Origin of the sequence: Pseudomonas sp. UM16 (assembly GCF_050312595.1) — a bacterium.
Lineage (GTDB): Bacteria > Pseudomonadota > Gammaproteobacteria > Pseudomonadales > Pseudomonadaceae > Aquipseudomonas.
The window spans coordinates 181180-194655 of sequence record NZ_JBNPJT010000003.1 but is presented as its reverse complement, the minus strand read 5'-3'; the positions used below and the strand labels follow the sequence as shown (position 1 = coordinate 194655).

Below are 13476 nucleotides of genomic sequence, written 5' to 3'. Positions count from 1 at the left end.
AAGCTCCAATAGACACAGGCAGAGGCCTATCAGTTAGGTGGCCCTGGCGGGCCGTAGAGCATTTGCAAAAACCAGATGATGAACCCGTAACCACCGACGATAGCCACCGATAGCAGGGGGAACAGGCAGGCGACAAGGAAGATGAACAACAGCGCTTCCTTGCGACGGACAGGTTTTTGTTCTTCAGCCGATGGCATGTGAACGCTCTCCAGGCAGATCTGAATTGAGCGTAGATCACCGAATACCAGTGTTTAAGTCATTGCAACTTAATTAGACCAGCGGTCTTATTGATTAAGATCAAGCGGCGGTGGTAACTTTGAGCGCCGTGTAAATACTAATAAGAACAATAAGCACTTGGTTGTCACTTAAGTGGGCGCCGCCGCCACTGATGACGGTTTACTTCGCAGCAGCGCATCGATCGCCTGGCGGTAACGCTGGCCGCCCAGGCTCATGCTGTTGTTGTGGCTGGCGCCAGGCACCAACAGCAGGGTCTTGGGCTGTTGCGCGGCCTCGAATAATTGTTCGCTGAAGCGTGGCGGTACAAAGCGATCGTTCAGGCCGTGAACCACCAGCAACGGCATTCCGATATCGGCAATCTTGTCGATGGAGTCGAACTTTTGCGACAGCAGCCAGCGTACCGGCAATGAGGTGTTGGAGACTGCCGTTGCGACATCGCCCAATGAGGTAAAGGTCGACTCAAGGATCAAGCCCCGGGCCGGTACCGGGCGGTTGTGCTGTTGTGCCTGCTGCGCCAGTTGCGCTGCCAGGTCAACGGCCACCGCACCGCCTAGCGAATGACCATAGATCAATCGTTTGCCAGGGTTGGGCTGCAGTTGCGTCAAGCGTTCCCACGCCACGCGTGCATCTTCATATACCGTTGCTTCGGACGGCAGGTTTCCGCGACTCTTGCCGAAACCCCGATAGTCGATGGCCAGTACTGCATAGCCTTGGTTGTGTAATTGTTGGATACGAAACAACTGGCCAGTGAGGTTCCAGCGCACGCCATGCAGGTACAGGATGGTCGGCGCATTGGACCGTTTTGCCGGCCACCACCAGGCATGGATGTTCTGATCGCCCTTGAAGGTCTTGGGGCGCAATTCGAGTTCTTGAATACCGCTGGGCAGACCGCGGTACCAACTGGCAATACCCGGTTCAATGCGAAATACCAATTGCCGTTCTTTATGCTCAAGCACCGCGCAGCTTACCGGCACGCCGACAACCACGATGGCCAGCACCAGCCATTGCAGCCAGCGAAGGCGAGGTCGTTTCAATAGGGAGATTGTCATACGCGAAGTCGTAGCCGAAGCACAAAGACGCGTTTTAACAGAAGCGCCGTTCAGGCTGAACCGAAATCTCCTGTTTGGCGCTGGGATTTAGATTACAAATTGTTGTGCGTTGGAGCCTTCAAACCTGGGGCCGGGAGGCCTTGGGTGCTGAACTGACGCTCAGCTGATTTTGCAGCGCCTCATTGATGGCCACCAGCTTGGCAATGTTCTGCCGCGCCTTGACCAATTCCTGGTTCAGGTACTCGGTCTCATTGGTCATCAACACCGCCTGGTGTCGCCACATTTCGATCAGGGTAGGGGAGGCGATTTCGCCGAAGTCATCGTCATGAGTGGTCATGTTAAGCTCTCGATAGCTGTATGTATGTACAGTAACTGATATTTGCCGCATTGCGCCAGCCCAGCCGACGAACTGCACGTCGGCCCCCACCGTCCATCAGCAAGCACCGACGCTGTGGGAGCGGGCAAGACCAGCTCCCACACTGGGCGCACCTAGAACTTGACCTTGATCCCGTGCATCCCTTCGTAGCCGTGACTGTCGTTATCCAGGCCTTTCTCATAGCCGGCGTTGACGTGGATCGTGGTTTTCTCGCTGACTTGATAATCCACGCCCAGGTTCACTTCCGTCCAAGTGCCGCCCATGTCAGTGCTGAAGGGTACAAAACCATCGTTGGAGGAGAACTCAGTCTTCGGCTGGCCCTTGAACTCGTGCCAGATGCTTGGGCGAACCCAGACGTTGGTGCGGTGCAGTTTGCCCTTGTCGTCCTCACGGAACATGTCTTTGTCGATCCGTACCCCCAGGCGCCCGGTCAGCGAGTCGACATCTTCGAAGCGGACTTTGGCGCCCGCGTCATGAGCATCATCAATCTTGACCTTGGTGACGATCACCTGCGCTTGCGGTTCGATCTTCAGCGATTCGTCCTTGTTCAGCTTGAACGGGTAACCGGCCTCCAGCGAAGCGGTGATGCCTTTGCCTTTGGTGTTCAAGCGTGGCAGGTCTTGCGAGTTAGCCTGGATGTCGAAATGGTTGAACTGCAACACACCGTCCAGGTACCAGCCGGCAGGGCCGTAGTGCGTCCAGTAACCGCCAAGGCCTGTAGCGCGGACCTTGCTGTCACCGGCAGCACTGCCATCGGTATGGTCGATGTCACCGGTGATCTTGCCGGCCGACAGTGAGATCCCGGCTTGATCAGTGCTGCCATCGGTGTCTTCACTGTGGTACAGGTCGATACCGACCTGGAAGGCTTGCTGGCTATAGTCATAGCCGCTGCCATTGCCCAGGTCCTGCTCGCCCTGGCCGTAGATCAGGCGGCCCCAGCCCAACGACGGACCGTAGTCGCTTTGCGCTTCGACCGGGAGCGGGTCAACCGCGTTGCGTACTTCTTCACCCATGCGCTCGTGCAGGGTATCGACCAGCATGCGGCTGTAGCGCAGGGTCATGCCAGGGATCGCGCTGTACAGCGAGGTTTCCGGGCGGTAGTTCGGCACCTGAGGTGCAGGCGTTGGGTCGTTGTCGACAGGCTTAGGTGTTGGGTCGACAGGTTTCGGGTCCACCGGTTTTGGATCAACCGGTTTTGGATCGACAGGTTTCGGGTCCACCGGTTTTGGGTCAACCGGTTTTGGATCGACAGGTTTCGGGTCCACCGGATCGGGATCAACCGGTTTCGGGTCGACAGGATCGGGGTCAACAGGTTTGGCGTCTTTGGTTGAACGCAGGTACCAGGCTTGATCGTTGCTATCGTCGAGGCTGGCACGATGCAGGGTGTACTCATAAGGGCCCGCCTTGACCCGGCTGAGCAATCTGAAGGCCTGAGCCTCGGTGATACCGCCGTTTTTCGCATCGACCACCTGGATGCCGTTACCTTTGGTCAGGGCGCCGGGGCCGCCGGCGTTCTTGATCTGCAAGTTGCTGCTGCCAGTGGCCTTGCCGCCGTCGATCACCAGTTTGTCTGACGGTGATTGATCGTCGTACAGGTAGGTGTTGAGGGCGATGGTGCCGTTGTTGCCATGGTACTGATTGGCCGTGAGGGTTTTGTAGCTGCCGCCAGTAGGGGCGCTGAAGTCGATCAGGCTGTGGTCATTGCGCAGGCTGCTCAGGTTCGAGTCACCGGTCAGATGCCACAGGCTGGTGTCGCGCATGCTCAGGTTTGAAGTGCTGTCTTGTGCGGTAACGGCGGAACCGGTGACCAGCGAACTTGCCAGGTTGATGGTGGCCAGGCCTGGCTCACTGGCACCGGCATCGACCTGCAGCCATTGGCCGCTGCCGCCCGCGATCACCTCTTGGAAATCGATGTCACCGACACCGGCCACCGCTACGGTTGCGCCGTGCTGGTTGTGCAGCACGCTGCTGCTCAGGTCGGCCTGGCTGACGTCGGTGCTGCTGCCTTGCAGGAGCAGGGCTGAAGCGTCGGCGCCTGCGGCGCTCACGGTCGACTGTGCCGCACTGAGTTGGCCGCCGTCCCTGACCAGCATGCCATGGGCCTGATCGCCGCTGGCAATCACACTGGCCTGCTTGAGGGTTGCTGAGCTTGGCGCGTTGCTGACCAGTACGCCATGGGCACCGACACCGCTGGTGCTGGCAACGCTGTTCTCGGCCAGCAGGTCACCGCCACGCTCGGCCTGCAGGCCAATGGAGTTGTCGCCATGGGTGCGGACACTTGAATCTTTGAGGTTAAGGCTGGCACTCAAACCGTCCTTGTAGTTGCGGCTCACCCGCGCACCACTGGCATTGTCACCAAGGGTCTCGACAGTCACGCTGTTGGCTTCAAGGGTGACGTTGCCAGGTTTAGGGCCACCAATGCCAGCGTACAAACCAATGGAGCGGTCGCCTTCGGTTTTTACTGATACGCCATTGAGCTGCATGCTGCCGCCGTCATCCACGGCCGCGCCATAGGCCTGCTGGCCGGTGGTCAGTAGGTGGGTGCCGTTGGCGATCAGCAGCGCGCCTTCGTTGCGCGAGGCCAGGGCATGGGGGAAGGTCAGGTTGGATTGTATAGGTGAGCCATCACCACTGGTGGTCACGGTGCCGCCATTGAGGATCACGGTGGAATTCTGGTTGGCTACCACGCCCATGGCATTGTCGTTACCTGCGGTGTAGACGTTGACGTTGTCGGCAGTGATCGTTGCGTTACCGGCGCTGATTGCAGCGGAGTAATCACCCAGGGTGCTGACGCTGCCATTGGTGATCTTGATATCAGCACCGTTGCCTGCGCTCACGCCGTAGCTGGTTTTCGGCGAAGTGCTCACTGTGCTGTCACGCATCACCAAGGTCGAACCGGCCCCGTCGACCAACACACCGGGCGACCAAGGGCCTGCGGCGATGGCGCCTACGGCAAACGTGCTGTTACTCACCTGGGCCTGAGCGCCGCCGCTGATGTTCAGGCCAATGGAGCGGGCTCCGGATACCGAGATATCGCTGTTGGACACCTGAGCCTGGGCGCCTGGGCCTTCGACAGACACACCGTGGCCGTACATGCCCTGGGTGGCCAGCACACTGTTGTCGATCAACAGGCTGCCACCGGTCATGGCCCGGGCAGCGGCAGCGGGATTGATCAGGTTACCGGCACCGTTGACACTGACCGTGCTGTCTTTGAGCGAAACGCTGGCGGCTTCGGCGCGCACACCGCCAATGTGGTTGCCGGTGGTCGTGACGTTCAGCCCACTGGCGTTGATCTGCGAGCCATCCAGTGCATGTAGCACTGCCGTAGTGGTGGTGCTGGTTGCCGCGTTGGTGGCGTTGAAGGTGCTGTCGGTCAGGGTGATTTCGCTCGCGCCTTCGGCACGGGCGCCGCTGGCCGAGGCGCCGCTGGTGTTGACGGTGACGTCACGGGCGCTGATGTGGCTGGCACCTTCAGCTTTCAGGCCGTGGCTGATGTTGACACCGCTGGCCGCGCCCGTGCTGGTGACGGTGGCGCCATTGCTCAGGGCGATGCTGGCACCGTCTTTGGCGTGCACAGCAATAGAGCCCTTGGCCAGGGTGCTGATTTCTCCACCGCTGAAATTGACAAAGCTGTCGGCACCCGTTGCCAGTAGGCCAACATTGTTGCTGCCAGCCAGGCCACCCATGGTGACGGTGCTATCGGTCAGGCTGACCTCACCACCGTTTTGCGCGGTCACGCCGGTCATGTTGTTGGCGGTCAAGGCAGCGCCGGCGGCGGTTTTCGGCACCATCTCGACGGTCACGCCGCTGCCGCTGATCTTGCCACCATCGATGGCCAATACGCCTTTCTGGCCATTGGCGGTGGCACCGGTTACAGCGCTGTTGAACACAGAGCCTTGTTCGAAACTGATCTGTACCCCTGCGCCGGCCCTAACCCCGGTGGAGTTGGCGGCGCGCAGAAGTACGCTGGAGCTGTCTGCAGCACCGCTGCTGATACCTACGCCATTGGCCACGGTGACCGAGATGGGCGCCGGTACGCCCAGCAGCCCGAGCACGGCGAAGCGACCAAGGTTCAAGCCGGCCTCGGAAGAACGTGGTTCTTCCATCAGCTCAACGGTTACTTCTACCTCTTCTGCTTGCGTATCGACGATCGGCAGAAAACTCAGGCTACCCAGGATCAGACTGATTGCCAGGGCCAAGCGGTTGTGAGCCAGGTGGTCCAGAGGCAGTGCACACAAGGTGTTATTTTTCATGACAACCTCCAAAATGTATGGTTGGAAGTGTCTGCTTAGGCAGTGAAGTACTCTGTAGGAGTCGCCTTAGCCGCTTGTAGGAGGTTTACTGAAGGCTGCGCTGGTCTAGGCTTGTTTTCAGGCCTGCGTTGGACTAAAAGGAGCTGCTCCATGAGCCGGGTAATGATTGTCGAACCGTTGCCGTTGCTGCGCTTGGCCATAGGTCAGATGCTGGAACGTCTCGGCCATCAGGTTGTTGCCCAGGTGGATAATGGCCAGGATGCACTGCTCCATGCCCGTAGCGATGCGCCGCAGTTGGTGGTGCTTGAATTGGCCATTGTCGGGCTCGGCGGGCTGGACCTGATCCGGCGTCTGAAACTGCGTGACCCGGCCCTGCAGCTGTTGGTTTACACCGGGCAAAGCAGCAGCCATTTCGCCCGCTTGTGCATGCAGGCCGGGGCGGATGGATTTGTCAGTAAACTGGACGAATTGATCGAGCTTGAGCGCGCATTGAGCGCGGTGGCGCATGGGCGTCGCTACTTTCCTCGCGAGCCGGGAAATGCCCAGGTTACGCTGGGTGGTAATGAGATCGACAGCCTGTCGGCGCGAGAGTTGACGGTGCTGGGGCTAATCGGTGAGGGGCGCTCCAATCAGGCCATCGCCGAGCAGTTGTCGATCAGTTACAAAACCGTCAGTACCTACAAAACCCGCTTGCAGGAAAAGCTTCAGGTCGACTCGCGCCTGGCCCTGGCGGACATCGCCCACCGCAATGGTATCGGCCTGTCGGCCGTGAGTACTCACGTCGAGCCCCTGCAACCGGTGCCAATGCCCCCTGACCCAGCGCAGCAAGCGCTGTTACGAGCACTGCTGGCGGCTTCACCCAACCCGATGTATGTCCGTGACCGCCAGGGCCGCTTGCTGTTGTGCAACCAGCCCTTTCTGACGCTGCACCATACCTCCCTTGAACGGGTGCTGGGTGAGCGAGTGGAAGATATGTTCTGGTTCAGTGCCGAACAGGGCCGCAACTACCAGGCTCGCTACGAGACCATGGTCGAAAAAGGTGAGGCATATGGCTCGCAGGGGAGTGTCGAATTATTGGGTGAATTGCATTATCTGCAACACTGGTCTGAACCCTGGCGCGATGCCAGTGGCACAGTTCAGGGCATGGTCGGCAGCTTCGAAGACCTGACCGACCGGCACATTTTGCTCGGCCAGTTACGCGACGCTCACGAACAAGCCCAGGCCAGGTACCGCGAGGCCACCCATTTTGCCCGTGTGCTCCATGCCGATCTTGACGAGCCGCTGCAGCGTCTGAAGGCTGGCCTTGACCTTGCGTGCCTGACAGTGCCTGGCCAAGTCGCTCTGCACCGGTTGACTCAGCGCTTGGAGCAGTTGGAGCGCCTGGTCAACTTGAATCTCCAGCGTCCGCCTCTGGCGCCGGTACAACTGGATATTGTTGAGTGGGTCAGGGCCCGGCTAGATGGGTTCAATGGCCAATGGCTCAAGGGTGCTGTGCTACCAATCCTGGTGCTGGATGGGGTGAGTGCCAAACAGCTGTGGATTGATGCCGAGCGCCTGGGTGTCTTGTTCGACAGCCTGCTCCAGCTTCTCAATGAAGAGGCCAGCCAGGCACCCCTGCGCATCAGCCTGGCGACCCGGATGCAGCTTACAGGGGTCGTCACCTTTAACCTGGCAATCACCCTTTGTCAGCCGTTGGCGCACCACCAGGGCGTTGCCCTGCAGCTGTGTCGACGTCTGGCCCAGTCGATGGAGGGCAGCTTTCGCGACGTCCATGAAAACGGTGAAACCGCGTTTCTGATCGAACTCGAATGCCCGGCGGCCCTGGCGGGTTGAGTGCCTCAGAAGCCGCTCTCGCGCAGCAGTACCGCCGCGACATGGATCAAACCTTCGGTCAGTAAGCTGCGGCGCTCGCCGGCTATCTGCAGCCTGCCACGGGTTTCGCGCAGGGCTGGCGGCGCACCGTCGAGCTGGACCAGAACATGGAACAGCGGTGGCGTTGGCAGCAATTCCTTGCCGCGACTGGCAACCGTCAAAGGGCCGCCGAAGCGTGACGCGAGCATGGCGTGGTGTAACTGACTGACCCGGGTGCTGCCAATGGTCAGCACATTGCCGTAGATGGGCTGGGGTTGCCCTTCAGGGTAGAAACGCACCGCGCCGCCCTCTACCAGATGTTGCACTTCGTCTTGGTCGACATAGGCATCCACTTGCCAGCGGTTGGGGTCTACGAGGATACCAATGGCCTCGCGGCTATTGATCCACTGACCGGCTTGTCTGCTCGGGTCCAGGTCCAGCCATTGGCCGCTGAACGGCGCCTGCAGGGTCAAGCGGGCGATCTCCGAGCGCGCGGCGCGTGCTTCTTCGAACTGTACGTCGAGACGCTGGCGGGTCGCGATGGCCTGGTCAGCGCCCGCAGGGTCGGCAATTAACCCACCGAGACGGGCCTGATAGCTTTTGGCGCTGGCTTCGCTGCTGGACAAGCGTGAGGCGATATCCGGTTCATCGAGGGTCACCAGGGCTGCGCCTGCTGCCACTGAGCCTGCGGGATGCAGGGCCTGCAGACGCGCCGGGTAGGGGGCGAAGACCCGCAGTTGATGCTCGGCACGGGCCACGCCCAAGGCCTGGACCTGCGTGCGCCAGGGCACCGCCAACAGCAGCAACACCAAGCCGGCGACCAGCCACCAGCGCCGCCGGTGCTTGCGACTGACACCGTCGCGGTGCTTCCACCAGTACTTGAGCTCACGCCACACCGGCATGACGATGAACCAGGCGATCTCGACGGCAAACAGAAAAATCCCCAACAGTTTGAAGAACAGCAGGTACACCGCCACGGCAATCCCCAGGAACAGCACCAGGCGATAGACCCAGGTGACCATGGCGAACGCCACCAATGCCCGACGCTTGGCGGCGGGGAAAGACTCCGGCCACTCTTCGTCCAGGCCCAATAACACCCGGCGCAGGCTGGCGCGTGCCAAGGCCGAGGAGCGCTCGTGCAGATTGGGGAAGTCGAGCAGGTCGGAAAGAATGAAGTAACCGTCGAAACGCATGAAGGGGCTGGCGTTGAGCGCCAGGGACAGTACCCAACTGGTGGTCGCCAGGTAGAGCAGGGCGTTGCGCAGTGGCCCTGGGTCCGACAAGGCCCAGCCGAGGGTGGCCAGGCCAGCCAGGGCCAGTTCGGTGATGATGCCCGCTGACGCAATCGCCAGGCGTTGTTTGGCGCTGCGCAGTTTCCAGCTCTCACCCGTGTCGGTGTAGAGCATCGGCCACATCACCACGAAGGCGATGCCCATGTGGCCCACGCGCAGCCCCAGGCGGGTAGCCACCAAGGCATGGCCGAGCTCGTGCAGGGTTTTGGCCAGGGCCAGGGCGATGGCGAAGCTGACCAATCCGGAGGCGGAAAACGACTCGACCACGGCCGTGGTGAAGGTGTCCCACTGTTGCAGCACCAACAGTACACCGGTAATCCCCAGCAACAGCACGACGATGCCGGTCAGGGGCTGGAACAGCCAGTCAAGTGCCTGCGCCAGCCGCTGCAAATGCTGTTGCGGACGCAGCAGCGGCACGCGAAAGAACAGATAGTGGTGCAGCCACCAGCGCCAGCTCAGCCAGGCGTTGTCTTGACTGCGCGCGGCCAGGCGGGCCAAGGCTTCGCGTCCGGGGCGGACCAGTTGGTGATTTTCCAGGAACTGGCGAAACTCGATGATTTGCTCAACGCCTGGGCGCAGCGGCGTTTCGGCATGGATGGCCTGGCAGATTTCAGTGGGCGTGCGCTCCCAGCGCAACAGGCATTCGAACTCCAGCCAGCCGATACGAAAGAAGCGGTTGAGCACGGTGTCGTGAATCACCCAGGCCGGCTCGCCATTGCTGTCCGGCGCGGTTTCCAGCAAACGCAGGTCGTCACGTAGCGGCGGTGGCGCAAGTTCAGCCGGATTGGCGATCATAAGCCGCTCCAAGCCCGCAGCGCGGCAAACGGCCTGCGCAACAGGTAGTAGCCCAGCACCACCCGTTCGCCGTACAGGCGCGCGGTACCGTGCAGGCCCAGCCGTGCATGTTCGGGGTGGCCGTCAATGCTGGCGAGCAGGCGGTAAGCCACCACCCCTTCTTCGTTGGCCTGTGCCTGGTAGCTGGTTTCCAGCACTTGGCCCTTCAACGGGGTCAAGGGGTAGGCGGTGAGGAACAAGGTGACTTCGGCGCCCAGCTCCAGGGCAATGGCATCGGCCACCGGTAAATGGATCAGCATGGCCGGCTGTTTAGGGTCGGCAATCAACATGATGCGTTCGCCGGTCGATACCGGCTTGCCCAGCCAGTCGTTGGGATCGCTGTACACCGCCACACCGGCCCGCGGTGCAGCGACCTGGGTGCGCTGTAGTTGCGCTCTGACGGCAGCAAGTTCCGCTCGACGTTGTTGCACCCGGCCGTTGAGCAGGGTCAGCTCACTCTTGCTCTGGGTGTTATCGAATGCTCGCTGGCTGGCAGCCATGAGTTCAGCATCGGCCACCGCTACCTCCTTGCTGAGGACATCGGCGCGGCTGTTGAGGGTGGTTTCATCGAGATTGAACAACGGCGTGTCTTTTTCCACCGGTTGATTGGGGCGCACCGGCATGCTCTGGATCACGCCATCAATCGGTGAGCTGATGATCATCGCCTGGCGCGAGATAATCTCGGCCGGCGCCAGAGCGGTCTGCCTGACGGGCACCAGCATTAAGGCGACCAGTACCGCAAGGACCAGCAGCCATTGACGCTTGCTCGGCCGCCAACGTGTCAGCCGGCGTTGTTTGGTAAAGCCCGCCCAGCAGTGCGCCCAGGTTCGCCATAAGCCTTCGAACAGCGGCTGCAATGCGTGCGCTGGCGCGGCATCGAGCAGAAACAGCACCAGACCCAGGCGCTTACCGTCGCGGCCATGCAATGGAATGCACCACAATCCATGAGGCCACCATTCGGCCCAGCCTTCTTCGATGTCCGCCGGTGGGGTCAGCGCGTCGCGTGCCAACCAATACGCTTGATCGCTTTCAAGCTGGGTTGCAATCCAGCGCACCGCGCGTTGCAGCCAGACCAGATAGGGCGAGTCTTCAGTGGACCGGGCCAGGCCCGACACACAGAGCAGCTCCAGGTTTTGGCCCTGTTGCTGGAACACCAGCGCCTGGTGGTACTGCAACAGCGGGTAAGGGTCGTTGGCGATTGAGAAGCCCAGGGCATTGAGCGAGTCGGCGGCCAGGGCGCGGTCGCGCAGGGCTGCGATGGCCAGCAGCAGTTGCGGGTGCGGTAGCGGCTCAGTCATTGGCGCGGGGGAAGCGGGCGGTGCCGCTCATGCCGGCGATCAGCTCTGGATGGGCGGCGTCCAGCCGGGCTTCCAGCTCCACCGTTTGTGCGACCGCGTCGACCCGGGCATTGATAGCGCTGACATGCGCGGGGTAGACCTTGCCGGTTTCGAGTATATCGACCTCCAGCGCCTGGTTGCCCTTGAGCTGCGGTAACAGGTTGGAAGGCACGTTCAGGCGCACCTTGAGCGCACCATCACTGACCAGGTCGAACAGCGGCGTACCGGCTGCCACGGTCTGGAATGGCTTGGCATGGACTTTGGCAACACGCCCGGCAAACGGCGCTTGCACCACACAGTAGCCACTCTGCGCCTGGGCCAGGGCGCGGGCGCCGTCGGCCTTCTGCAGTTCAGTGTTGGCCATGGCCACTTCCAGGTCACCGACGGCATCCAGTTTGCGCAGGTTGCGCTTGGCGTCGAGGTTCTGCCGGGCCATGGTCAGCTCAGCGGCGGCAACCCGCGCGCGTGCCTGGGCTTCGGCGCAGTTGAAGCGGGCCAGCACGGCATCCTTGGCCACGGTCTGGCCAAGCGCCGCATTGAACTGGCCAAGGGTGCCGCTCATCTGGCTGGAGAGGGTGGTTTCCAGGCCAGCAACCAGCAATACGCGGATGGTGCCGGGTTGCTCTGGGTTAAGGGCCGGCTCGCCCTCAGCGGCCAAGGCCGGGGTCATTAACAGCGACAGTATCACTACGAGCAAACGGCGCTCAGGGTTGTATGGCATTCGGCGTTCCTTGCGTGCTGACAAGAAGGTTGCTGCGTTCCTGATCATCCAGAGTCCGTTGGATTTCCCGGGCCAGGGTCTGGATGTCGTGTTTTTCAATTTCCTTGGGCAGGGTGTCCAGGCCCACCGAGTTGTACAGCCGGCCCCAGGCTGCCTGAGCACTGGAGTAGGCGGCCTCACGCTGGTAACGCGAGAGCAGGTAACGGCCTTCAGCGCGAATCACCTCCAGCTCTGAGCCATAGGAAGTGGTCCGTGCTGCTTCAGCGTAGTTCAACAGGCTCTGGTCCACCTGCAGGCTCTGATTGGCAAATTCGACTTCCTGACGGGCCAGCTGGTAGCGCAGGGTGCCGACCCGCACCTGGGTCAGAATCGCCATGGACAAGGCCACCCGGCGCATGTCGTCGGTCTGCGCCTGCGACTCACTGGCGCGATTGAGCGAGGGCAGTTGCAGCAGGCGCAGCAGGTTCATCGACACCTGTAGGCTGGTATCGGTCCAGTCGCTGTTGTAGAGGTACTTGTTGGAGTCGTACTTGTAGCCAAAATCCAGGCTGACGTTGGGCCACAACTGTGCCTTGGCAATCTTCAGATCATTCTCGTTGACCCGCTTGCGGTACCACTCCTCCATGATTTCCGGGCGGTTTTTCAGCGACAACTGTTCAAGCTGGTCGATGTTCTGTGCCATGTGCGGCAGGCTCGGTTCGACCTCGTCGGCCAACACCATGCGTGAGCCCGGTGGCAGCGACATCAGTGCCGACAGCTCGGCACGGGCGAACTCCAGATCCTGGCGCCGTACGGTCAGCAGGTAAATGGAATCGAGCAGGGCACGCTGATAGGCGAGGATCTCCTGGCGCGGCAGTAAGCCTTTGCTCTCGGCCTGGCGTGCCGAGAGCAAAGCCTGGTGGGTGCGCACCAGCAGACGGTCGACCTGGGGCATCAGCCGTTGCGCGCTGAGGGCGCGCCAATAGGCATTACGCACATCCTGCAGGACGTTCTGCGCCACTTTGCGTCGACGCTCTTCGGCCATGAGGATCTGATCGGTTTTCTGTTGGGTGCGGAAATAGGCCACGCCAAAATCCAGCAGGCTCCAGCTCAAACCCAGGCCATAGAGTTCGCGATAGCGTTCTTCGGAAGTGGAGGCGCGCAAGCTTTCCTGGCGGTCCTCAATGCCGATCGAGGTACCCCCGGAGTCGTTGTTGCGTCCGGCGTAGCCGGCCGAGGCCACCAGGCGCGGCAGCATCTCGTGGCTGGAGACGTCGCGCAGGTCACTGGCCAACGCGCTTTCCATCAATTTGAGGCGGTAATCGAGGTTGTACTTCAAGGCCCGCGCCGCCGCTTCGTAGAAGGTGATGGGTTTGCTGACGGGCTCTTGATTGGCATACATCTGGGTTTGGTCGTGGAGGATCCGCTGGCGTGCCTCATCCTCGCTGTAGGGCTGCGGCTTGGTCGCAGAGCACGCGGCCAGCAATAGGGTGGAGGCGATGGCCGTACTGAACAACGTCTGGGGCAGTCTTGGCATGGTCTGTCCT

General features: G+C 61.2%; 9 protein-coding genes. 1 reads left to right on the top strand and 8 read right to left on the bottom strand.

The window, feature by feature from the left end; all coding sequences use genetic code 11:
- Positions 1-29: 29 nt before the first annotated feature.
- The 4 genes from napE to ACQRAX_RS04565 form a co-directional block, all read right to left on the bottom strand.
- Entirely contained in the window at positions 30-197 is a 168-nt protein-coding gene (napE, locus tag ACQRAX_RS04580; protein WP_038610650.1) for a periplasmic nitrate reductase, NapE protein, read from the bottom strand.
- Between the two features lie 168 nt (positions 198-365).
- Positions 366-1286, bottom strand: coding sequence for an alpha/beta hydrolase (locus ACQRAX_RS04575; protein WP_412039230.1), 921 nt, complete (start codon positions 1284-1286; stop codon positions 366-368).
- Between the two features lie 118 nt (positions 1287-1404).
- Positions 1405-1623, bottom strand: coding sequence for a hypothetical protein (locus ACQRAX_RS04570; protein WP_412039231.1), 219 nt, complete (start codon positions 1621-1623; stop codon positions 1405-1407).
- A 152-nt stretch (positions 1624-1775) separates the two neighbouring features.
- Positions 1776-5915, bottom strand: coding sequence for an autotransporter outer membrane beta-barrel domain-containing protein (locus ACQRAX_RS04565; protein WP_412039232.1), 4140 nt, complete (start codon positions 5913-5915; stop codon positions 1776-1778).
- Between the two features lie 150 nt (positions 5916-6065).
- On the opposite strand from ACQRAX_RS04565, the gene ACQRAX_RS04560 reads away from it, so the two are divergent.
- Complete coding sequence (locus tag ACQRAX_RS04560) at positions 6066-7748, top strand: LuxR C-terminal-related transcriptional regulator (protein ID WP_412039233.1); 1683 nt, start codon at positions 6066-6068, stop codon at positions 7746-7748.
- A 5-nt stretch (positions 7749-7753) separates the two neighbouring features.
- Here ACQRAX_RS04560 and ACQRAX_RS04555 read toward each other — a convergent pair whose 3' ends face one another.
- From ACQRAX_RS04555 to ACQRAX_RS04540, 4 genes are read right to left on the bottom strand one after another with little or no spacing between them, the layout of a single operon-like run.
- Complete coding sequence (locus ACQRAX_RS04555; RefSeq protein ID WP_412039378.1) at positions 7754-9850, bottom strand: HlyD family efflux transporter periplasmic adaptor subunit; 2097 nt, start codon at positions 9848-9850, stop codon at positions 7754-7756.
- The gene (locus ACQRAX_RS04550; protein WP_412039234.1) at positions 9850-11190 is read right to left on the bottom strand and encodes an efflux RND transporter periplasmic adaptor subunit; all 1341 of its coding nucleotides are present in this window, start codon (positions 11188-11190) and stop codon (positions 9850-9852) included. The genes ACQRAX_RS04555 and ACQRAX_RS04550 overlap by 1 nt, the downstream gene beginning before the upstream one ends.
- A complete protein-coding gene (locus ACQRAX_RS04545) occupies positions 11183-11950 on the bottom strand; it encodes an efflux RND transporter periplasmic adaptor subunit (protein ID WP_412039235.1) in 768 nt (255 codons plus the stop codon). The genes ACQRAX_RS04550 and ACQRAX_RS04545 overlap by 8 nt, the downstream gene beginning before the upstream one ends.
- Positions 11934-13466, bottom strand: a complete 1533-nt coding sequence (locus ACQRAX_RS04540; RefSeq protein ID WP_412039236.1) for a TolC family protein — start codon at positions 13464-13466, stop codon at positions 11934-11936. The genes ACQRAX_RS04545 and ACQRAX_RS04540 overlap by 17 nt, the downstream gene beginning before the upstream one ends.
- Between the last annotated feature and the right edge of the window lie 10 nt (positions 13467-13476).